This window comes from Neobacillus drentensis (genome assembly GCF_036965645.1).
In the GTDB taxonomy this organism is placed as follows: Bacteria; Bacillota; Bacilli; order Bacillales; family Cytobacillaceae; genus Neobacillus; species Neobacillus drentensis_D.
This window is the reverse complement of the sequence record NZ_JBALPZ010000095.1, coordinates 20,358-41,051: the sequence shown is the minus strand read 5'-3', so window position 1 is coordinate 41,051 and position 20,694 is coordinate 20,358. Positions and strand designations below refer to the sequence as shown.

General features: G+C 40.8%; 21 protein-coding genes and 1 pseudogene. 11 read left to right on the top strand and 11 right to left on the bottom strand.

What is annotated here, in order from left to right:
• Positions 1 to 71: 71 nt before the first annotated feature.
• Positions 72 to 503: a YwpF family protein gene (locus V7266_RS18575; protein WP_335469802.1), complete on the bottom strand. Its 432-nt coding sequence runs from the start codon at positions 501 to 503 to the stop codon at positions 72 to 74.
• Positions 504 to 747: 244 nt separating this feature from the next.
• Between V7266_RS18575 and ssb the strand changes: the two genes are divergently transcribed.
• Positions 748 to 1,122, top strand: a complete 375-nt coding sequence (gene ssb, locus V7266_RS18570; protein WP_335469801.1) for a single-stranded DNA-binding protein — start codon at positions 748 to 750, stop codon at positions 1,120 to 1,122.
• Positions 1,109 to 1,330: a hypothetical protein gene (locus V7266_RS18565; protein WP_335469799.1), complete on the top strand. Its 222-nt coding sequence runs from the start codon at positions 1,109 to 1,111 to the stop codon at positions 1,328 to 1,330. The genes ssb and V7266_RS18565 overlap by 14 nt, the downstream gene beginning before the upstream one ends.
• A 364-nt stretch (positions 1,331 to 1,694) precedes the next feature.
• Here V7266_RS18565 and V7266_RS18560 read toward each other — a convergent pair whose 3' ends face one another.
• Complete coding sequence (locus V7266_RS18560; protein WP_335469797.1) at positions 1,695 to 2,108, bottom strand: helix-turn-helix domain-containing protein; 414 nt, start codon at positions 2,106 to 2,108, stop codon at positions 1,695 to 1,697.
• Positions 2,109 to 2,324: 216 nt separating this feature from the next.
• Here V7266_RS18560 and V7266_RS18555 point away from each other — a divergent pair, with 216 nt between their 5' ends.
• Together V7266_RS18555 and V7266_RS18550 are read left to right on the top strand one after the other, a co-directional pair.
• A complete protein-coding gene (locus tag V7266_RS18555; RefSeq protein ID WP_335469795.1) occupies positions 2,325 to 2,747 on the top strand; it encodes a hypothetical protein in 423 nt (140 codons plus the stop codon).
• A gap of 209 nt (positions 2,748 to 2,956) precedes the next feature.
• Positions 2,957 to 4,123 carry a 3D domain-containing protein gene (locus V7266_RS18550; RefSeq protein WP_335469794.1) on the top strand — a complete coding sequence of 389 codons (1,167 nt, stop codon included), beginning with the start codon at positions 2,957 to 2,959 and terminating at the stop codon, positions 4,121 to 4,123.
• 189 nt (positions 4,124 to 4,312) lie between these two features.
• On the opposite strand, the gene V7266_RS18545 is transcribed toward V7266_RS18550, so the two are convergent.
• Positions 4,313 to 4,528: a spore germination protein gene (locus V7266_RS18545; RefSeq protein WP_335469793.1), complete on the bottom strand. Its 216-nt coding sequence runs from the start codon at positions 4,526 to 4,528 to the stop codon at positions 4,313 to 4,315.
• A gap of 190 nt (positions 4,529 to 4,718) precedes the next feature.
• On the opposite strand from V7266_RS18545, the gene V7266_RS18540 reads away from it, so the two are divergent.
• Complete coding sequence (locus tag V7266_RS18540) at positions 4,719 to 5,675, top strand: carbohydrate kinase family protein (protein WP_335469791.1); 957 nt, start codon at positions 4,719 to 4,721, stop codon at positions 5,673 to 5,675.
• Positions 5,676 to 5,766: 91 nt separating this feature from the next.
• Here V7266_RS18540 and V7266_RS18535 read toward each other — a convergent pair whose 3' ends face one another.
• Entirely contained in the window at positions 5,767 to 6,765 is a 999-nt protein-coding gene (locus tag V7266_RS18535; RefSeq protein ID WP_335469790.1) for a peptidoglycan recognition protein family protein, read from the bottom strand.
• A 386-nt stretch (positions 6,766 to 7,151) separates the two neighbouring features.
• Here V7266_RS18535 and V7266_RS18530 point away from each other — a divergent pair, with 386 nt between their 5' ends.
• The 4 genes from V7266_RS18530 to deoD all read left to right on the top strand — a co-directional run bounded on the left by V7266_RS18530 (position 7,152) and on the right by deoD (position 10,573).
• Entirely contained in the window at positions 7,152 to 7,583 is a 432-nt protein-coding gene (locus tag V7266_RS18530) for a MarR family winged helix-turn-helix transcriptional regulator (RefSeq protein ID WP_335469789.1), read from the top strand.
• Positions 7,584 to 8,399, top strand: coding sequence for a class I SAM-dependent methyltransferase (locus V7266_RS18525; protein ID WP_335469787.1), 816 nt, complete (start codon positions 7,584 to 7,586; stop codon positions 8,397 to 8,399).
• A gap of 253 nt (positions 8,400 to 8,652) precedes the next feature.
• Positions 8,653 to 9,819 (top strand): MFS transporter, encoded by a 1,167-nt coding sequence (locus V7266_RS18520; protein ID WP_335469785.1) that lies wholly within the window; start codon positions 8,653 to 8,655, stop codon positions 9,817 to 9,819.
• A gap of 49 nt (positions 9,820 to 9,868) precedes the next feature.
• On the top strand, positions 9,869 to 10,573 hold the full coding sequence (gene deoD / locus V7266_RS18515; RefSeq protein ID WP_335469783.1) for a purine-nucleoside phosphorylase: 705 nt from the start codon (positions 9,869 to 9,871) through the stop codon (positions 10,571 to 10,573).
• A 276-nt stretch (positions 10,574 to 10,849) separates the two neighbouring features.
• Here the strand turns inward: deoD and V7266_RS18510 are convergent, their stop codons facing one another.
• Positions 10,850 to 11,611 carry a TrmB family transcriptional regulator gene (locus V7266_RS18510; protein ID WP_335469781.1) on the bottom strand — a complete coding sequence of 254 codons (762 nt, stop codon included), beginning with the start codon at positions 11,609 to 11,611 and terminating at the stop codon, positions 10,850 to 10,852.
• 210 nt (positions 11,612 to 11,821) lie between these two features.
• Here V7266_RS18510 and V7266_RS18505 point away from each other — a divergent pair, with 210 nt between their 5' ends.
• Positions 11,822 to 13,003: a NupC/NupG family nucleoside CNT transporter gene (locus V7266_RS18505; RefSeq protein ID WP_335469780.1), complete on the top strand. Its 1,182-nt coding sequence runs from the start codon at positions 11,822 to 11,824 to the stop codon at positions 13,001 to 13,003.
• A gap of 60 nt (positions 13,004 to 13,063) precedes the next feature.
• Here V7266_RS18505 and V7266_RS18500 read toward each other — a convergent pair whose 3' ends face one another.
• A complete protein-coding gene (locus tag V7266_RS18500) occupies positions 13,064 to 14,353 on the bottom strand; it encodes an NCS2 family permease (RefSeq protein ID WP_335469779.1) in 1,290 nt (429 codons plus the stop codon).
• Between the two features lie 429 nt (positions 14,354 to 14,782).
• Between V7266_RS18500 and V7266_RS18495 the strand changes: the two genes are divergently transcribed.
• Complete coding sequence (locus tag V7266_RS18495; RefSeq protein WP_335469777.1) at positions 14,783 to 15,328, top strand: DoxX family membrane protein; 546 nt, start codon at positions 14,783 to 14,785, stop codon at positions 15,326 to 15,328.
• 240 nt (positions 15,329 to 15,568) lie between these two features.
• Here the strand turns inward: V7266_RS18495 and V7266_RS18490 are convergent, their stop codons facing one another.
• The 5 genes and pseudogenes from V7266_RS18490 to V7266_RS18470 form a co-directional block, all read right to left on the bottom strand.
• The gene (locus V7266_RS18490) at positions 15,569 to 16,084 is read right to left on the bottom strand and encodes a type 1 glutamine amidotransferase domain-containing protein (RefSeq protein WP_335469776.1); all 516 of its coding nucleotides are present in this window, start codon (positions 16,082 to 16,084) and stop codon (positions 15,569 to 15,571) included.
• A 223-nt stretch (positions 16,085 to 16,307) separates the two neighbouring features.
• A complete protein-coding gene (locus V7266_RS18485) occupies positions 16,308 to 17,000 on the bottom strand; it encodes a hypothetical protein (RefSeq protein WP_335469775.1) in 693 nt (230 codons plus the stop codon).
• On the bottom strand, positions 17,001 to 18,092 hold the full coding sequence (locus tag V7266_RS18480; protein WP_335469773.1) for a hypothetical protein: 1,092 nt from the start codon (positions 18,090 to 18,092) through the stop codon (positions 17,001 to 17,003).
• Positions 18,093 to 18,352: 260 nt separating this feature from the next.
• Positions 18,353 to 18,628 (bottom strand): annotated as a pseudogene (locus V7266_RS18475) (KGG domain-containing protein); the annotation flags it as partial.
• Positions 18,629 to 19,066: 438 nt separating this feature from the next.
• Positions 19,067 to 20,551, bottom strand: coding sequence for an aldehyde dehydrogenase family protein (locus V7266_RS18470; protein WP_335469772.1), 1,485 nt, complete (start codon positions 20,549 to 20,551; stop codon positions 19,067 to 19,069).
• Positions 20,552 to 20,694 lie beyond the last annotated feature (143 nt).

Below are 20,694 nucleotides of genomic sequence, written 5' to 3'. Positions count from 1 at the left end.
GCTAGACAATTCTCAAAGTTAAATACTTTTATAATTTCTTAACTCATAAAAAAACCAGCCTGAGCTGGTTTTTAAGGGTTCTTGACTTTAATTTTTGGTTTGCTTTGCATTTTTTCCTTGAATTCTTTAAGTAGTTCCGGTCCTTTGAGCCCTTTTTCAATCAGGCTGTCGAGCAATAGCTCAGAATAATCACTCTTATTCCGGCGCAGCTGGCCTTGAAACAGGACGCTTATATGTTTTTCGAATTGTATCAGCGAGCAGATCTTGGTTTGAAAATAGGCAGGGGCGTTTTCCTTCTTGGTGATAACCGCTTCAATAATAATGTCGCGGTCCTCCTCGGAGATTTTTTTAAAATAATCATAGAGGGACAGGTCTGTATATGCTTCAAGCAGCCAGGTGGAATGTTCGTCTTCTTTGTTCAAAATCAAGCCATCCACTAATGGGATTTCAACGGAATTACCATCATCCACTACATCCAATGAGTATAATTTAAAAGATTTCATCGCTACCTCCTATTTCTTTTTTCCTAATTATAACATATGTCAGGCGAAAGCAAATGTCGAAAAGTTTTTGTCGAAACTTGGATAATCTAGGTTAGCGGGGAGAAAAAGGCAGATGAATGACGAAAACACGGAAGATAATGAAAGTTCGTGACAAAAACAGGCCTGATAAATCCTTTATCGTCATTTTACAACAGTGTAACAGAGACGCTATGATAAAGCCATCAAATGGTGAAGGAGTGAAAACATGATCAATCAGGTCACACTTGTCGGCCGGCTAACACGCGATCCAGATTTAAGAAAGACAACTGAAGGAACGGCTGTGACACACATTACACTTGCGGTCAATCGCCCATTTCGCAATCATAATGGCGAGTTTGAGACAGATTTTGTACAGTGTACACTTTGGCGGAAGGCGGCAGAAAATACCTCCCAATATTGTCGAAAAGGAGCGGTAGTAGGAATCACAGGAAGACTCCAAACGCGCAATTACGACAATAAAGAGGGGAAACGGGTGTATGTCACAGAGGTAGTGGCAGAAACCATCCGCTTCTTAAGCGCCAAGCAAAACGTTGTGGTATCTGAACAAAAAAGGGAGGAATCCGCCGTTGGGATTTCATGAGGAAGACCTTAACAATTTAGAGCAGCTGCTCGAGAGTTTAATCAAGATGGTTGGAAAGGCTAATAAAAATGTGGACAGCCTGCAAGTCCGGGTTCGCCAGTTGGAATGGCTGATTCGGGAGCAGCAGTTTGGCATCAAGGAAAGAGACCCCCTAGAAATCTACCCAAGACATCATCATTCTTCTGAAAAATTCCCATTACAGCTTTGAAGACTGCGTAAGTTAGTAACTCATTACTTTGCCCTTTAGGGGCTCGCCTAACAGCGAGATTTAACATAGCTATAAAAATCAGCTTTGAGAGTGTTCCAATTTCGCTGCGATCCCCTTTACCTGAGGAGAGCCAAGCAGCAAGATTACAGCACTAGACGAGCGCTTCTGCCTTTCTAGTTTCCCTTCGTATAAAAAATCAAACAACTCCCCAATCGTCCCCATCTTTCCGGCATCATAACATGATGTCGATTTTTTTATAAATTTAGAATGTATAGAATTCAGCCGGCAGGGCAGAATAGTAGAAAAAACCCCCCTGTTTTTTTTTAAAAGAAGCCGCTGAACTCGTATCAGCGGCTTCTTTATATTACATTTTGTCTTTATGTTTTTTATTGACCTTAATAAATGTAGTTATCGCGTCAGAAAAGAAACTTTTACGTTTGGGATGCATGAGGTGAAGCTCGACCATTGCCTTTTTTAAATCAGGCTCATCTTGCAATAGCTGAAGAATCATGCCCACATCTGGATCCTCGAGTTTTTCCTTTAGTACAAACCCCGGTGCTTCCACATTTGGCAGGAGCTGATTGAGTTCATCGACTAGATACTCCTTGTCCACCCTATAAATCTCCGCAAATCGTATAACTGTTTGATAGTTGGGAATTGCTTTTCCTGTTTCGTAACGACTAATCGTTGACCGGTGCATCTTCATCATGTCCGCCAGTGTTTCTTGCGACCAGTTTTGCTTGTCACGCAGTTCTCTCAATTTTTCTGATAAAGCCATCTCTATCACCGCCGTAAAACAATTCATGTTTTTAACTTAACGGTTTAAAAGTTTGAAAAGCTGTAATGTGAACGTTGTGCACATTTATTAACGTGAAAATCATGCACATATGGAGAATAAGGCAGCTTTTTGGAAGGGGATTTACAGGAATAAGGGATATTATTGTCGAATAATAAAAGTTGATGTAGTTAATTGTCATTTCAGGAGGTAGTATGTTTGGAGAATAATAATATATTGATGTTTATTGGAGATATGATTAGCAGCCAAGAAATACGGATTACAAGAAAACCAAGCATTTACGATGCATTCTTATTAACAGAAAAGTCAATTTCAAGCTTCCCCGCACCTATGGACGGTCACTATCAATCGATCCCACTAGAGGAACAGGCAACGATTTTGATCCATATTAATCAATACCATATCCTACTCTCCTATCAGCAAAATTCCTTGCATATAGCAGAAAGCGGTAAAAATTTTCCGGAAGAAGAAGTATTAGAGGTGTTTAGCAACTTTATTGTGAGGATAGGGGGCAAGATTACCTATTTGGGCACCTCCCCTTATTGTAAAAAAAGGCCGCGCAGAAAGAAAAAAGAGCGCATCGTTGCCGAGGAAAAAAAGTTAGAAATAAGCCGGTTCTAATATGGTGCCTGTCACCGTATGTGGTATTTCCACTATATTAAACTATGGAAATATAGTTCCCTAGTACTGGCTAAAAATTGACACTGTTATGCCACAGATTAGACACTTTTTATAGAAATAAGACAAATTGTGATACACTTTTATTCTTTTTGTAACATGACTGTTACATTAGTCTGGTATAAATATAGTAACTAAGGAGGGAGAAGCGTATGCCAACGACAACAAAGCGTATAATTCTCGGTTTACTTACAACTATGTTATGTGTATCAGGTTCAATGGTTACATATGCACAAACAAACACTGAAGCGCTACATAACGCTGAAGCCCAGCTGGAGCAGAAGCAACAGGTAGTACAACAAAAAGTTCAAGAACAACAAACGGTTAATAAAGAAATAGAAAATATCCAAGCAGAAATAAAATCCATTTCCGATGACATTGCCAAAAACAAAGAGGCAATGGCAAAAACACAGGAAAAAATTGATGCAACCAATAAATTGATCGAAGAGAAAAAAGAAGAAATTGTTGTGATTGAGGATAAAATGCTTGCTCGGGAAGATGTAATGAAAAAGCGAGCAGTAGCGATGCAGCAAAACAGCAATGTCAATTTAATGATAAACATATTCTTTGAATCTAATAGTATTTCAGATTTTATCCAGCGTGCCAGTGCTGCTTCAGAATTAATTGATGCAGACAAAGATATCCTGACAGCGCAGCAAGAGGATCTAAAACAAATCGAAGAAGATAAAGCAGAAATTGACCGTCAAGAGAAGGTTTTAGAAGAAGATCAGAAAGCGCTTGCAGATCAACAAGCCCAGCTTGATCAAAATATTCAAAAAAGACAACAATCGTTAACCGTTATGCAACAGAAATTTGCGCAAATTTCCCAGCAGGTAGCAGTAGCTCAACAGGAAAAAGCGGGAATTGAGTCGCAAATGAAGAACCTTCAAGCAGCGATTCAACAAGAGCAGGCAGAAGCGCAAGCTCGTGCCGCGGCGGCAGCTGCTGCAGCAAAATCGAGCGCAGAAACAGCTGTACCAGTGGCTGCTCCAGTAAAAAATAGCGGAGCTTCAAAAGGTACTGCGCAAGGTAAAGAAGTATATGTGACGGCAACAGCGTATACAGTCGATTGTAAGGGCTGCTCCGGAATCACAGCTACGGGTCTTAACGTTAAAGCGAATCCAAATATGAAAGTAATTGCGGTAGACCCAAGAATTATTCCTCTTGGAAGCAGAGTTTGGGTAGAAGGCTATGGTCAAGCGATTGCTGGTGACACAGGCGGCGCCATTAAGGGCCACAGAATCGATATTTTAATGCCAACAAAAGCAAAAGCTTTGGCTTTTGGAAGAAGAACCGTAAAAGTTATCATCTTAAATTAGTATGCGAACAGAGCTATTTCCTTATAAACTAGCATACTAGCTGAAGTTTAATAATTTGCTAATAATTGTTAATAATACAATACCCAGAGACCTAACAAATAAAACTGTTAGGTCTCTTTTTTTACCGTTAAGGCTGTTTAGTTTAAATTGTTTAGATTGTGATAAAAGGAGAAATGGTGCCTGTCACCATTATTGCTCGCTGTCACTTTCCTTAGGAAGCGTGGTTTGGTTTCCTTTATTGATGATTTTTGAGATGATGGTGCCGTTATCACCAATATTTATGTTGCTGCCAATGAGGGTCGAGTTGGCTGTATGGCTGTTTTGATAGGTGGGCCCATAATTAATGTTGGCATTATTCGAGAGATTGTCCACGATAAAATTAGTGACATTGATGAAGAATTTCATTTTTGATCACCGTCCTAATTTATCCTATTACTTACCATTCACGATGTTTGTCCAAATACCTAATAAGCCGATTAATTTTTTTCAGAAAGTGGAAGGCATTCCTTAGAGTGAAAAGACTCTTCTTGCTATAATAAAACTAACAATTACCATTATTGGATGTTAGTAAACGGGGGAAGGAGACAGGGATAGGATGGATAAATCGATTTTATGTATTGGAGAATTGTTAATTGACTTCTTTTGTACGGATGTAGATATTGATTTAACAGATGGTCAATTTTTCCAAAAACAAGCAGGGGGAGCACCGGCCAATGTGTGTGCGGCTATTGTGAAATTAGGCGGCAACGCCCTTTTTTGCGGAAAAGTAGGCAATGATCCGTTTGGTCGTTTTTTGAAAAAAACGTTAGATGGATTAAACGTGGATACATCTCTGCTTTTGATGGACAAGCAATATCCGACAACATTGGCCTTTGTATCGAGGAAGGACAATGGAGAAAGAGATTTTGTGTTTAATCGCGGTGCAGATGCGTATCTAAACGAGGCTGATATAAATATAGAAGTCGTGATGAAGCACGACATTCTTCATTTTGGCTCGGCAACAGCCCTATTAAGCGATCCCTTCCAAACCACTTATTTTAAAATAATGAAGGCAGCCAGAGAAAAGGGGAAATTGATCTCTTTCGATCCAAATTATCGAAGCGACCTTTGGAAAGGCAGAGAGGAAGAATTTGTGGAGCTCGCAAAAATGGGAATTAGGATGGCTGACTTTGTGAAGGTTAGTGATGAGGAATTAAGAATCATCACAGGCTATGATGATGTACATGCAGGTGTCAGCTGTCTCCATTTACAGGGTGCTAAAACCATTGCTGTTACGTTAGGGAAAGAAGGTACGTTTGTTTCAAATGGTGATAACAGTGAAATAGTTCCCAGTATGAAGGTAAATTCAATTGATTCCACGGGTGCAGGAGATGCCTTTGTTGGTGGGACCCTATATCAGTTAGCCAAATCAGACAACCCAAAAACCGCTCTCGAGGATTACGAAAAATTAAAACAAATTATTTCCTTTAGCAACAAGGTTGGTGCGATGGTTTGTACAAAAATTGGCGCCATTGCCGCCTTGCCAACGGAAAAGGAAGTCTTGCAATTTTAAGGATCAAATGTATTAGACCTGCTGACTTAAGCAGGTCTTTTCCGACTGATCACTAATAAGTGGATCGTGTCATAACTCCTCCTTCGACCGATTAGAACATAACCGCCCAGGTTTTCGGACCGACAATTCCATCCGCTGCTAAACCATGGCTCTTTTGATATGCCTTTACGGCTGCCTCTGTTTTCGGGCCGAAAATACCATCTGGGGCTACTCCTACTCTTTTTTGAATCAGTTTTATATTGGCGGCATCGTGTGAACCCCGTTTAATCTGGTGACCTGGATAAGGACGGTTTGCCGTCGCACTCACCGCTGCTTCAAGTTTGGCCTTCGTTTTTGGACCAACAATCCCATCGACAGAGAGCCCATGATGCGCTTGAAACGACCTTACTGCAGCCTCTGTTTCTTTTCCAAAATCACTATCTGCCCCATATTTCGGGAGCTTTTCTCCAGCTTGGACCAGATACTGTTGCAGTTTTTTTACATCAGGCCCTTTATCGCCCAATTTTAACAAATTGGGACTTGATTTTGTTGAGGATGATGGTTTTGATGTTGATGTTATTGATGGTACTTCTGTATGTGCAGCGGCAACAAGGGTAGGATGAATGGTATTATAATTGATTGCCCGGCTAACAAACTCGTCTCGATTGATCGAGGTTCCAGGGCACGTCTTACTAGCATGCTCACGATGGAACATGATTTGAGCCCCGCAGGCAGTTATAAGATAATGCTGCAATTTTAACATTGAATGCAGCTGGGCACCTTCTAGTATATCATGGCCGATATCAAAGTTACCTAACATCTCGGTCATAAATGCCCCTTCATTGTAGCCGACGATGCCTGCTGGTGTTTCATTAAAAGGCCGGCCGGTGACAAATAAACCATCTGGCATCAGTGTGAGATGTTGTCCGATGTCATCCCAGCCACGCGTGTTAACATGGTAATTCCTCATTGCTTGTTGTAATTGGAGATGGTTCTTGCCATTGAAATCATTGTGACTAGGTTCCCATGTATGGTGAACTTGAGAATATCGATATTTCCTGCCTTTTAACCTTTGAATAACTTGATCAACGTTGAGAATTTCAAATGCCATTTGTTTTCCACTCCTTTACTCAACATATGTTACCCTATGCAAATTTGGGCGGGCGGTGCATGGCACAATAGTGTCCTCACGGAGATGTGGAGTAAAATGGCAAAAAAAATATCCAGCTGACGAGCAGCTGGACCAAACTATATATAATTAAAAGGGGGTCATTTATGAAAAAGAGGTAAAATCAATTTCATAGGTTTATCTTACACCCCGTAGATGAACAAACTATGAACAAATCATGAAGCTTATATAAAAATATTGCAAGATGTATGAATAAATAAGAATAAAACTCCAATATAGTAAATGAATATTTACTAAATACGTATGTAATTGTTGATTTATATTCTAATTAGTATATAATTATTTACTATATGTAGGAGGTTAAGAGCATGCAACAAGTGAGCAAAGAATATCTTGATTTAATCCCTAATTTGTTTAAAAGTTTTCAACGATTGAATCAAAAAACTAGCAGCTTAACGCATTTACAGAATCAACTTCTAGAATATTTATTTATGTACCAGCAACCGTTAGCAATCAAACAAATAAGCGAAGGCCTAAATGTCCCCAAACAGCAAATGACTGACTTACTTAGACGTTTATTTGACCAAGGATATATTACAAAAAAACAAAATTACCATGATAAACGGTCATTTGTGATCGAGTTAACAGAAGAAGGAAAAACCACACAGCAAGAAAAATGGTCAAAAATTTATCAGAACTTCGTCGATGATTTATCCAAATTAGATAGCGAAGAGCAACTCGATCTCCAATACGCCATGCATAAAGTCAACGTTCTGCTGAGAAAAATGGAGGGACGCTAGATGGAGATAAACTTACAATCCGTTCAAGCCACCATGCTCATCCCTCTTTGGGGGCGCGCGACAGCGAGTGAGAAGAACCCGGAAATACTGTACGACAAAGAAGCGATCGAAATCATTGCTGGCTGTGAATTCGATTTTACCGAAATTGCTAAGACGTTTGGGGAATACGGCGGCATCAGCTATATTGTCCGTGCTCGAAAAATAGACGATACGATCCGGGCGTTTATTAAAAAACACCCCCGGGCTACGATTGTGAACATTGGAGCGGGGCTGGATACGACTTTTTCAAGAGTGGATAATGGTACGATTAACTGGTATAACCTTGATTTACCCGATGCGATTGCATTCCGGCAAACACTAATCGCAGACACACCGAGGAATACCTGCATCGCCAAATCCTTTTTCGATGTGTCCTGGTTCGACGATGTGATTTTTAATAAGGAGGATAGCATCCTTTTTATCTCTGCCGGGGTTTTCTACTATTTTCAAGAAGGCCAGCTTAAAGAAATGCTGCCAAAAATGGCATCACGCTTTCCGCGCGGAGAGTTGTTCTTTGATGCAGAATCGAAATTTGCCGTAAACATCTCCAACCGGACCGTTGAAAAAACAGGAAACAAGGGTGCGAAAATGTATTTCTATGTTAACAATCCCAGAATACTTGAAAACTGGTCGCCGAACATCAAGATAGTATCGTCAGAACCATATTTTAAAGGCATTCCAGTCAGCAAGCAGTGGGAAAGTGGAACGCGCTTAATGGTGCGGCTTGTCGATTTAATCAAGATGTTAAAGTTTGTGCATTTGCGATTTAACGAATAGAAATGACCAAAGTCACTAATATAAGTGGCTTTTTTTTATATTTTAACTTAGCCATTGACTCCTACTGATGAACGGCTTGAGTGCCATCTATAATTTTTTTACAGCTATAACAACTTTATCAAAACGGACCGGCTGCACGCAGCTGGTTTTTCTTTTTGGTCATCGAAAAAAAGTTCTTGCATTAAGAATGTAATAGAGGTTACTATTATGGTAGTAACCAATTGGCGAATCTTTTAAAGGGAGGTTGGATTAGTTGAATTTTAGAGTATATATTTTAGCCATTGTGTCTTTTGTAGTAGGGATGGCGGAATTAATTGTCGGCGGAATTTTAGACATTGTTTCGAGCGGCCTAGGCGTTTCTGTTAGTAAAGCTGGAGAACTAATCACCATCTATTCACTTGTTTTTGCGATTTCGTCTCCCGTCTTGTTAACGTTGACCGCAAAGGTAGAAAGGAAACGATTAGCACTTATTACATTAAGCCTGTTTTTAGTGGGGAATCTTGTGGCCTTTTTAAGTCCCAATTTTCTCGTGCTTTTCCTATCAAGGATAATCTCAGCCGCATGTGGATCATTATTAGTTGTCCTCTGTGTAACGATTGGATCTAGTATTGTCAAAGAGGAATTTCGTGCACGAGCGATTGGGGTCATTTTTATGGGGATCAGCGGCTCCTTAGTATTAGGGGTACCGGCGGGACTTATCGTAGGGAATCACTTCGGCTGGCGTTCGCCATTCCTGTTCATTGCAATCCTTACACTTATTTCGATGATTGGGGTTTATTTCTTTCTTGGGAAAATTGAACCCAAACCGGTTATCTCGCTTGGCAAGCAATTAAAAACGTTAAAAAATTCAAAGATTTTGTTTGCTCAATTAACATCGGTCTTGTTTTTAACGGGCCATTTAACGCTGTATGCCTATCTGACGCCATTTCTAAAATCTACCTTACATTTAGATGCTGCATGGGTGAGTTTTTTTTATTTTATCTTTGGTATTTCTGCTGTCTTTGGCGGAGGGCTTGGCGGTTTTATGGCAGACAAATGGGGTTCGAAGAAAAGTATCTTGACCATAGTGGTGATCTTTTGCCTTGTGATGTTTATCCTGCCAAAAGTAACTTTTTCTATCATTCTGTTCGTGATTGTGATGATGGTGTGGAGTATGTTAAGTTGGGCGATTACGCCTGCACAGCAAAACTATTTAATTGAGACCTCACCGGAGACATCCGATATTCAACAAAGTTTAAATAATTCAGCTTTACATGTTGGAATTGCTTTAGGATCTATTATTGGCGGTATGGTGATTAATCATTATTCCGTTCTATATAATGCCTCGATTGGCGGGATTTTTGTCTTCTTCGCCTTACTATGTGCCATTTTTTCCATTACACGAGGAAATGTGAGAAATAGAGAGGCGGAGCAAATTTAAAGGAGGTGAACATGATTACAGGGGCTGCCATCTCTGTAATCATGAGCAAATGAGTGTTCATATTAACGCAAAACAAGGTGAAATTGCCGAAAATATTCTATTACCTGGAGATCCTTTGCGTGCGAAGTATATCGCTGAGACTTTTTTAGAAGAGGTCCATTGCTACAATGAAGTTCGGGGGATGCTTGGATTTACAGGAACGTATAAGGGGAAAAGAGTTTCCGTTCAGGGAACAGGGATGGGGATTCCGTCCATTTCGATTTATGTAAATGAATTAATTCGTGATTATGGTGTAAAAAACTTAATTCGGGTCGGTTCATGTGGTGCCATCCAAAAGGATATCCATGTACGTGATGTCATTCTTGCCATGACTTCTTCTACTGATTCAAATAGTAACAGGCTAAATTTTCCAGGGATTGATTATGCACCATGTGCTGATTTTAACTTGTTAAAAAGAGCGTTTGAACAGGGTATTCAAATGGGAATGGATATTAAGGCAGGCAATGTGTTATCGGCTGACATGTTTTACCGTGACAGTATGGAAATCGTGAAGAAGCTAGGAGACTATGGGGTCTTAGCTGTAGAGATGGAGACAACTGCTTTGTACACCTTAGCAGCCAAGTATGGAGCTTCGGCACTATCCATTCTCACTGTCAGCGATCATATTTTTACCGGGGAAGATACTACAGCTGAAGAGCGGCAAACCACCTTTAATGATATGGTCGTGATTGCTCTAGAAACGCTAACTAAATAAAAGGCAGGGGAACACCCTCTGCCTTTTCTTATTAGATAAGAGAGTATAAAATTTGCTCTGAAAATTGTCCAGCTCCAGCGCCTAGCCCCTCGATGGTCTACAGCCAATCTGTCCAAAAGGTTAAAAAGCAACCTTTCGGCCGGCTCGTCTTATGCTTGGCTACAGAAAGCTATCGCTTTCTGTACGCATTAAGGGTGACTAGTCTTTGTCCCAGCTTTCGCTGGCCAGTCGACAAGTCGCCCTATATCGGGGCTGACCAAGGCGCTTGCGCTTTTCTTAATACCGAAGCCGTAACAGAAGATGTTTAAACTCTTCATCATTCATTAACTGGTCTTCATATTTTTTTGTGACTTTTGTTAACACAACATCATGATAGAAGAACTCGACAAAAAATTTCACAAATGCCTTTGATTTTGTAAGCATGGCTTGCCATGAATCGTTTTCGACACCGGCAAACAAAATCGTCTCTTCATCAATAATGATGAGGCGGTTTTTCTCTAATCTGCGGTGTTCTTCATTAGGCGACAGGATATGCAGGGAGGAAAGGCGTGATTCTTGAACATCACCCACAACAAGTGCCTCGACTTTTACACCTGATTGTTCTTTATCGAGCAGAATTGGTAAAAATTCTTGGAAGTCTTCCTTCCAAACGGAAATTTGAATCGAATGCTCCGCTTCTTGGAGAAGCTGTTTACATTGGAGTTGAATGGAGGAATCAACCTTTAAACTCCAGACGCGGTCATCAGACCTGCTGTTTTGATGGGTATTGTTTTTCAATTGACTTATATTTTCTTCAAATTCCTTGGTTAATTTTTCAATCACTAGATTTAAAGGCAGCGCGTTATAGAGTTTTTTCTTTTCGGAAACAGAGTCTAATACGAGACCTTTTTCAACCATCCGCGTCAGCACTTCATAAATCTTTGCCTTGGGAACACCAGAATATTTCACAATGAGTGTGGCATCCAACGGCTCACTCGAAGATGCGAGAACTTCAAATACCTGGCTTTCATATTGAGAAAATCCAAACTTTCTAAGCATCATTCTGACCTCTTTTAAAAAAATTGGAAACACTAAATTAATCATATGGGATAAAACAAGCGTTGTAAAATATTTCTTATGACTAAAATGTGATATCTGCCTTTACAAGATTGGTTACTACTGATATAGTAATCATCGTTGTTAAAAATTTTTACTTATAATTGTAAGCGAATTCAAAAAACCAGAAAGACAGCATGGAGGAACTTAACGATGAAGTACATCATTGCCATTATTGGATTATTAGTAGTTTTTGGACTAGCCTATCTAGCCAGCAATAATCGGAAACAGATTAAATGGAAGCCGATCTTCCTTATGATCGTGATTCAAGTCATTTTGTCTGCTTTATTATTAAATACAACATTTGGATTAGTTTTGATCAAAGGGTTTGCTGATGTTTTTGGTAAATTATTAGAGTATGCTGCCAGCGGCGTATCATTTGTGTTTGGCGGGCTTGCAAATAAAGGAGAAGCACCATTCTTTCTAACGGTCCTGCTTCCGATTGTGTTCATTTCCGTCTTAATTGGTATTTTTCAGTATTTAAAAATTCTTCCCCTCATTATGAAAGCAATTGGTTTATTGCTAAGCAAGGTGAACGGTATGGGGAAATTAGAATCATATAACGCCGTGGCCTCGGCAATTGTTGGTCAATCTGAAGTATTTATCACGGTGAAGAAACAGCTGGGTCTGCTCCCTGCGAATCGTTTATATACGTTGTGTGCTTCCGCAATGTCAACCGTTTCCATGTCGATTGTCGGAGCTTATATGACCATGATTGAACCGAAATATGTGGTCACCGCACTTGTAATTAATTTATTTGGCGGATTTATCATAACCTCGATTATTAACCCTTATTTGGTGGATCCAGGTGAGGATATACTGGTGATTCAAGAAGTGCAAAAACAAAGCTTCTTTGAAATGCTAGGGGAATATATTATCGATGGTTTTAAAGTGGCAATCATTGTTGGAGCGATGTTAATCGGTTTTGTGGCGTTAATGGCGGGAATTAATAACGTATTTGATCTGATTTTCGGGATTTCATTCCAAGAAATTTTAGGCTATGTTTTTTCACCGCTTGCCTTTATCATGGGTGTCCCATTTTCAGAAACCGTCCGGGCTGGAGGAATTATGGCAACGAAGCTTGTCACGAATGAGTTTGTAGCCATGATGGATTTAACCAAAATCCAATCTAGCTTTAGTCCGCGGACATTAGGGATTATTTCCGTATTCCTTGTCTCGTTTGCAAACTTCTCTTCCATCGGAATTATTGCCGGAGCAGTAAAAAGCTTAAACGAAAAGCAGGGGAATACAGTCGCTCGATTTGGCTTAAAGCTATTGTATGGAGCAACTTTGGTGAGTGTTTTATCATCCGTGATTGTTAGCGTAGTTTTATAATACTAGTAAAAAAGAAGACCTCTTGGTATGTAAGAGGTCTTCTTTTTATTCGTTCATTTCCTAACCAACTGCATGAAGCAGAAAGTTGGTAAAGAACAACAGTGAAATGATGATGCTTGAAAGTGAAATCTGTTTTAATTTATTAGAAAAAACTTTAACAAGCGGATAAGCGATAAATCCGAAAGCAATTCCATCCACAATACTGTAGGTTAATGGAATCATGATGATCACCAGAAAGGCCGGAAATGCTTCAGTAAAATCAGTGAAATCGATATTTACTACATTTTTCATCATCAATCCCCCGATAATAATCAAAATCGGAGTGATCGCGGTTTCTGGCACTAGTTTAATAAACGGCATGAAAAATAGTGATAACAGAAGAAGTGAACCTGTTACAACAGAAGTTAACCCAGTTCTGCCGCCCGTCGTAATCCCCGCCGCTGTTTCAACCGTTGAAACAGCAGGACTTGTGCCAAACAATCCACAAACAATCGTGGAAATCGAGATGGCCTTTAAAGATTTCCCGCTCTTTTCCGGTGCCTGCAGCATCCCGTTCACTTGCGAATGCACCAGCCCGATATTTTCAAAGACGAGCACTAACACCAATGAGAAGACAGCCGACCAAAACGGAAGGAAAGACCACTTTCCAAAATGGCTGCTTAGGAACACATCCTTATAGCTCTCAAAAGAAATAAAGCTAGTGTCCATCCCTTTAAAATCAACCAGTCCAAAAAAATACGAAACGATCGTACCTAGAATGATGGTGATTAAAAAATTACCCGGTACTTTCTTCAAGAACAAAAATAAAGCAATGATGAGATTAATAATCGAAGCCAATACAACAGGCGAAGATAACTCACCAAGGGAAACAAAATTAGTCGGGTTCCCAACAATAATCCCGCTTTTTTGAAGTCCAATAAAGGCAATAAATAGGCCAATACCAACTGAGATCGATTCTTTTAAGGAATCTGGAATTGCTTTAGTTAGGATGCTGTGTAATTTGGTAAAGGCAACGAGTACAAAAAGGATGCCCGACAGGACAACCGCCCCTAAAGCCTCCTTATAATCAAGCCCTAATGAACCCACAATCGTAAACGTGAATAAGGCATTAATCCCCATCCCCGGAACGATAATTAATGGTGCATTAGCGATAAAGGCAACCAGTAAACATCCGATAAACGATGATAGTACCGTTGCAATGATCCCAGCTTCTAAAGGAATTCCTGCATCTTCAAGAATCTTTCCGTTGACGGCAAGAATATAGACGATCGAAAAAAATGAGGTTAACCCTGCTATAACCTCCTTTCTAATATTGGTTTCATGCTGCTTAAGTTTAAATACCCCTTTCATTGTTATTATCACACTTTCGCGATTTCCCTCTCCCACCCGCATCAAGTTCATTTATTTAACTTATGCCGGGGGTAATTATAACAAATATGTAAGAAGACATAAACAAAAAAAAATATCCAGCTGACGGGTCAGCTGGATCCAAAAATATATTAAAAGGGGGTCATTTATGAAAAAGAGGTAAAATCAATTTCATACGTTTATCTTACACCCCATAGATGAACAAACTATGAACAAATCATTAAGCATATATAAAAAAATATATAGGTCGTCCTTTCCATTGCAATAGTGTAACGAAATATCTAATGAATGACATTATTTTAAATAGTTTTAAGAGAATGTTAAGTTGTGACGAAATTTCCCGCACGGAAAAAGAAATTTGTTATGGTAAAACCGTACATACAACGAATTTTCCTAGGGGAGGCTGCAAAAATGGTAGTAGATTGGTTAAGACATAACAAGATTGCTTCTGGTATATTAACAGTTCTTCGTTTATATCTTGGGTATAATTGGCTCGCGGCCGGTTGGGGCAAGTTGGCAGGCGGGGAGTTTGACGCTTCGGGATTCCTGAAAGGAGCCATCGCAAACCCTGTAAAAGGGCCGGACGGAACGGTTGTGTTTGGGTGGTATGTTGATTTTTTAAAACAGGTTGCCTTGCCTAACGTCCACGTCTTTAATACAGTGATTCCTGCAGGGGAGTTCTTAGTTGGATTAGGTTTACTCTTAGGCTGCTTAACCACTGCGGCTATGTTTTTTGGTCTATTGATGAATTTCTCCTATTTGTTCGCTGGGGCCATTTCTTCCAACCCGATGGATATCTTATTTGGAGGGATCATTCTTTTTGCAGGTTTTAATGCGGGGAAAATCGGTCTTGACCGCTGGGTAATTCCATTCATTCGGCGTGCCATTCCGAAGGGCAATAAAAGAATGACGATGATAGAGTTAGATCATCAGGAAACATTCAAGATAAATGGCTAGGCAGAAGGAAATTCCTTCTGCCTTTTTGTCGTCTGGGAAGTTAAAAAATTTTCGCTTGGGGATAACTGTTAATAAAAAGACTGTCGACGTCCAGCTCCAGCGCCTAGCCCCTCGATGGTCTACAGCCACTCAGGGAATGAAGGCAAAGAACGCCTTCTTTCCCTGAGCGTCTTATGCTTGTCGGGGCTAGGAAAAAATGAACTTCTTTTTTCCCTGTTCAAGGCGCTTGCGCTTTTGTTCCTATCCTAATATTCTTAACGATTCCTGGACAAAGGCGGGTATATCGTCCGGCTGCCTGCTGGTGACCAGTTGATTCTGGCAAACGACAACTTCTTTGTCATGCAGATTAGCGCCGGCATTCTTTAAATCCACATGAATGGATTTATAACCCGTTACATCACGCCCATCAAGCGCTTCAGCCGTGATGAGCAGCTGAGGGCCGTGGCAAATCGCGAGTACTGGTTTTTTGGCATCCATAAAGGCTTTGGCGAATTGGACAAACCGCTCGTCTGCCCGGAGGATATCCGGTGAAAAGCCGCCTGGAATGAATAGGGCATCAAAGTCCTCAGGGGAGACGTCATCAATACTTTGATCGATGATCACTTCACTTTCTCCTTGTTTCCCTTTCACGGTTTTACCTTTTTCCATTTCGATGGCAGTGATTTCATGACCCTTTTCTTTGAAGGCCTGTACCGGCTCACTGTATTCGGAATCCTCGAAATGATCTGTTACTACCACAGCAATTTTTTTGCTCATAGCAATCCACTCCTTTTCTAAGACTCCATAGTAACGTACCCTTTATGAGGGTGAATGAAACCTGTTCGGCGGCGGGGGAGAGGATATGAACAAAAAATAGATATATATGAACAAAAATTTGATTTTATTAACAAAAAATCAGCAGATATGAACAAAAAATCTATTATATTAACAAATCTCCACCAAAAAAAGGGCCGTCCAATATTGGACAGCCCCTTGTTATTTATATAAAAAACTTGATGCCTATTAAGATGGCTTCCACTACGACTACCGCCAATAGAAGGTTCATCTTATTCGCGCTTCTTTTCTCCAGCTTTGCCAAGTCTTGTTTGCTCGTCATCTGCTCGGAGAGGGTATGGAGTGCCTCTTGATGGTGTTTGCTCACCGACTCGATCTGTTCGCGCAATTGTTCTATTTCCGCCTTGTGAAACTCAAGTTCCGCCAGCTGTTTTTGGGTGAGGGACTCCAGTTGATAGATAACTTTGTTAATCAGCGCTTCTTCACGCACCACCAGAATGCTATTGATGGACTCAGAATGTTTGTGGAACATTTCTTTGTACGATTGCTGCAGCTGCTGCAATCGGTTATCCATTGCCAACAGGGCAGTGACATGGGTCGCCAATTTTTCTTGTGTTTTCGCTAAGTCATCTTTTGTAAGCGTGAAGAACGACTCGTTTTGCTCCAAAAACTTTCGATTGTTTTCGGCGGAAACCGTTAGCTCTCGCGTGAATTCCGCAATTTCGTTTGACACGGTATCCACTGTAGTGACGGCCTTTTCCAAGAGCACCTTGTTTCTGCCTTCCAATGAGCTCATTTTTTCTTTAAAATCGCCGTAGAAGATGTCCTCGTTCAGCTTCTTTAATTCATTCACTGCCTGTTCATATTCATTTTTTGTAGGAAGATTCGTTTGTACCATCTATTCATCGCCTCCACTGATTAAAGGTTCAATCATCTTCTCACCGTCTTGCCGCAAAAGCTGCAAATAGTGTGCCGCAAGAAAGCGGCTTTCTGCGTTTCCGTAAAGGAAATCCTGCTGCAGTTCTTCCTTAAACTCCAGCCAATACTTGATTAAATAGCCCTGCAATTGAGAGACATGCTCACGAAATTGATCCCACGCCTGGCTGTCTCTTTGATAACGGGCCTTGAGCTCCGCTTCTTCCTTTTGAAAAGTAACGAGTTGATTCTCTAGTATGTTTATTTTCTGTCTGTACGCAAGCTTCGATGCCTCGGCCTCTTTAAGGACCTGCTCTCTTTGCGCTGTTATTTCATATAAAATCGATGTTAATAAACGATTATAATTTTGATACATTTCCGTAACCCAGTCATGTGCTTGGGAGCGCATTTTGGCTAGGGCCTTATCATAAGTGTTCTTAAACCAGAAGGTGTCGATTTTTTGCTCGATGGCTGCTATCGGAGGGACGAAGGGAAGCTCTAAAGGAGTGGCTAGCTCTATTTTAAAAAAATGAGCTTCCTGTTTGAGTATAAGAATGGAAGTCCCTAAATCTCTTTCCACCGCTATCTGCAATCTAGATACATCTTCGTTGATATTGCTCGCTTTTCGATCATGGGGAGTATACTCAATCGTATCCTCGACCAATACCCGAATATGGTCGGGTTCCGAATTTTTAAGCTCAATTTGTTTAAGGAATCGGTCATAGTCATCGATTTCAATGGCAAATCCGTCCGCTTGGATTTGGGCTTCTTCTTTTTTATGGTCAATCATGGATGATTGTTTGGTGATTAACAACTCGTACGGTTCGATTTGTTTTTCATAGTTTTTCAGCTTCAGGCTCATTTCTTCGTCCGCTTCTTGATAAAATTGGCTGAGGCGGCCTGAAGAAGGCTCATTTGGGTTTTCAAGGTCCGTTTGCAAAATATGCAAAAGATCTTCGATTGAGTCGGAAAGTCCTTCAACCTTATATGGAGTGAAATGGGTGAGGAATTCCTCTTTCGCCTTTAAGGCCCACTCAAAACGTTTTTTATGGAAATCAATTAATGTAGAATTCATTTTTAGAATCCAACTCCTGCATTTCTACTTATGAAAACAGATTACCAGATTATTCTACCATTTTTATGGAGAAACAGAGGGATTTTTCTCAGAAAATTAAATCATTGTTAATAAAAAAGTCGAATTTGTCATAATGCGAAAGGGGCTGATTCTATTAGAAGAAGTGAAGCATGGGGGAATATTTACTAGAGTAGGGAGGGGAAGTAGTTTCTATTAAAAAAGGGAGAAGACTATTCTTCTCCCTTTATGGCTAAGCCTTAATCATCATCTCGTTGTTCTGCCCGGGCTTTTCCGCCTTTTTCCCCGATTTCCTCATAAAATTCTCTATCGTGGTTTTTCGAGGTGGCTTCTCCGCCCTTGCGTCCGATTTCTTGATAAAATTCTTTGTCGTGGTTTTCAGAAGTGGCTTCTCCGCCTTTACGACCGATTTCTTGGTAAAATTCCTTGTCATGTGTGCGAGCAGTCTCTTCTCCGCCTTTACGGCCTGCTTCCTCCACTGTCATACTGCCTCTGTTTTCTTTTTCTTTGTTTGCCATAATAAAATCCCTCCTAGTGTTATTTGGAATTGCTATTTGACTTACACTCTTTATGTACCCGAGCTTCCCAACTCTAAACCTTATTTTTAAAACAAGGCTGTGTTAATCTTGGATGTTGATTTCCGCTCCAGGCGCTTCGCTTTCCGCGGGCGTCCCGGGAAGCCTCCTCGGCGCCTTAGCGCCTGCGGGGTCTCCCCAGTTCTGTACTCCCGCAGGAGTCTCCGCGCCTTCCGCTCCAATCAACATCGTTACAAAATCAACAATAACCTTTAACACAGCCAATAAAAAAAGAAAAAGGGCTGATCTGGGGAAACAGATTCAGCCCTCTTCCTTCAAAAGATAAGAATATATAAGTTTGGACTTCGAGAATTGTCCAGCTCCAGGCGCCATCGGCTCGAGGTCACAAGCTGAAGTCTAAGCGCCTTTCGCTTTTCTTAGTTATTGCATGGAAATCCAAACGCTCTTCACTTCTGTATAGTTATTAAGTGCATAGGAGCCCATTTCACGTCCGATGCCAGATTGTTTAAATCCACCAAACGGGGAAGCGGCATCAAAGGCATTGTAGCAGTTGACCCAAACCGTTCCGGCCCGAAGTTTACTAGAAATATAGTGAGCTTTCGCCACATCGCGAGTCCATACACCTGCTGCCAAGCCATATTCGCTATTATTGGCCCGATTAATTAATTCATCCAAATCATCATAAGGCATGGCAGAAATAACCGGTCCAAAGATTTCTTCCTTGGCAATTGTCATGTCATCGCGGACATTAGCAAAGATAGTAGGGGAGACAAAGTAACCTTGCTCCTGAGGCTTCATGCCGCCAGTTACAAGCTGTGCACCTTCATTCAGTCCTTTTTCAATATAGCCGAGCACTCGTTTTTGCTGCTCATCGGATACAAGCGGGCCAATTTCTGTATCCGCATGAATTCCGGCACCTTGTTTAATCTTGTCCGCATGGGCAGCCATATCAGCTACCACATTATCAAACTGCTTTTTCTGAATAAACACGCGGGAACCGGCACAGCAAACCTGTCCTTGGTTGAACATCACACCGTTAAGTGCACCAGGAATCGCCTTGGTTAGGTCAGCATCAGGAAGGATAATGTTTGGTGACTTTCCGCCAAGCTCGAGTGTAACTCGCTTTAATGTTTTAGAGGCATTGGCCATGATCATTTTTCCAACTTCAGTCGAGCCGGTAAAAGCAATTTTATCAACTAAAGGATGGTCGACAAGCGGCTGGCCTGCCGTTTCACCAAATCCAGGCACGATGTTGACTACCCCAGCAGGGAAGCCTGCTTCTTGGATTAATTCTGCTAAATAAAGAGCAGATAATGGTGTTTGTTCTGCTGGTTTGAGAACGATTGTACAACCAGTAGCTAGAGCCGCACCAAGCTTCCACATCGCCATGAGAAGAGGGAAGTTCCAAGGGATAATTTGGCCGACCACTCCAACAGCCTCATGGCGTGTAAAGTTGAAGTATGGACCATTAACTGGAATGGTCTGCCCCACAATCTTTGTACACCAGCCTGCATAGTAACGCATATGCTCAATTGCCAAAGGAATATCGGCGTTAGTCGTTTCGCGGATGGGTTTACCATTGTCCAAGGTCTCTAATTGTGCTAGTTCTTCACTGTTCTCTTCCATTAAGTCAGCGAGCTTGTACATCAGACGACTGCGGTTCGCAGCACTCATTTTTGACCATGGACCTTCATCAAATGCTTTACGGGCAGCTTTGACAGCTAAATCGATATCTTCTGTGCCGGCTTCAAAAACACAGGCTAGTACTTCACCTGTTGCTGGATTATATGAATCAAAGGTTTTCTGGGATTTACTTTCAACGAATTCACCATTGATAAATAGTTTCTTCTTTCCACTTAAAAACTTCTCTACTCTTTCTTTTAGAACTGCCGTTAGTTGACTCATAAAATCCCTCCATAAAAGTAGTAGTTTATGTATGAAGTCTTGATGCCACAATAAAAAGGGTAACACTGTGATTATAGTAAATTCAATGATTTGTTTTACAAATATTCTGATAATAAACGGCATAAACCACTAATTTTCTACTT

Coding starts and splice junctions, on each gene's coding strand:
- V7266_RS18495 (WP_335469777.1), top strand. CDS start 14,783: ATGGTAGTAGATTGGTTAAGACATAACAAGATTGCTTCTGGTATATTA.
- V7266_RS18480 (WP_335469773.1), bottom strand. CDS start 18,092: ATGAATTCTACATTAATTGATTTCCATAAAAAACGTTTTGAGTGGGCC.
- V7266_RS18510 (WP_335469781.1), bottom strand. CDS start 11,611: ATGCTTAGAAAGTTTGGATTTTCTCAATATGAAAGCCAGGTATTTGAA.
- V7266_RS18530 (WP_335469789.1), top strand. CDS start 7,152: ATGCAACAAGTGAGCAAAGAATATCTTGATTTAATCCCTAATTTGTTT.
- V7266_RS18525 (WP_335469787.1), top strand. CDS start 7,584: ATGGAGATAAACTTACAATCCGTTCAAGCCACCATGCTCATCCCTCTT.
- V7266_RS18545 (WP_335469793.1), bottom strand. CDS start 4,528: ATGAAATTCTTCATCAATGTCACTAATTTTATCGTGGACAATCTCTCG.
- V7266_RS18535 (WP_335469790.1), bottom strand. CDS start 6,765: ATGGCATTTGAAATTCTCAACGTTGATCAAGTTATTCAAAGGTTAAAA.
- deoD (WP_335469783.1), top strand. CDS start 9,869: ATGAGTGTTCATATTAACGCAAAACAAGGTGAAATTGCCGAAAATATT.
- V7266_RS18560 (WP_335469797.1), bottom strand. CDS start 2,108: ATGGCTTTATCAGAAAAATTGAGAGAACTGCGTGACAAGCAAAACTGG.
- V7266_RS18470 (WP_335469772.1), bottom strand. CDS start 20,551: ATGAGTCAACTAACGGCAGTTCTAAAAGAAAGAGTAGAGAAGTTTTTA.
- V7266_RS18540 (WP_335469791.1), top strand. CDS start 4,719: ATGGATAAATCGATTTTATGTATTGGAGAATTGTTAATTGACTTCTTT.
- V7266_RS18505 (WP_335469780.1), top strand. CDS start 11,822: ATGAAGTACATCATTGCCATTATTGGATTATTAGTAGTTTTTGGACTA.
- V7266_RS18500 (WP_335469779.1), bottom strand. CDS start 14,353: ATGAAAGGGGTATTTAAACTTAAGCAGCATGAAACCAATATTAGAAAG.
- V7266_RS18550 (WP_335469794.1), top strand. CDS start 2,957: ATGCCAACGACAACAAAGCGTATAATTCTCGGTTTACTTACAACTATG.
- V7266_RS18575 (WP_335469802.1), bottom strand. CDS start 503: ATGAAATCTTTTAAATTATACTCATTGGATGTAGTGGATGATGGTAAT.
- V7266_RS18485 (WP_335469775.1), bottom strand. CDS start 17,000: ATGGTACAAACGAATCTTCCTACAAAAAATGAATATGAACAGGCAGTG.
- V7266_RS18490 (WP_335469776.1), bottom strand. CDS start 16,084: ATGAGCAAAAAAATTGCTGTGGTAGTAACAGATCATTTCGAGGATTCC.
- ssb (WP_335469801.1), top strand. CDS start 748: ATGATCAATCAGGTCACACTTGTCGGCCGGCTAACACGCGATCCAGAT.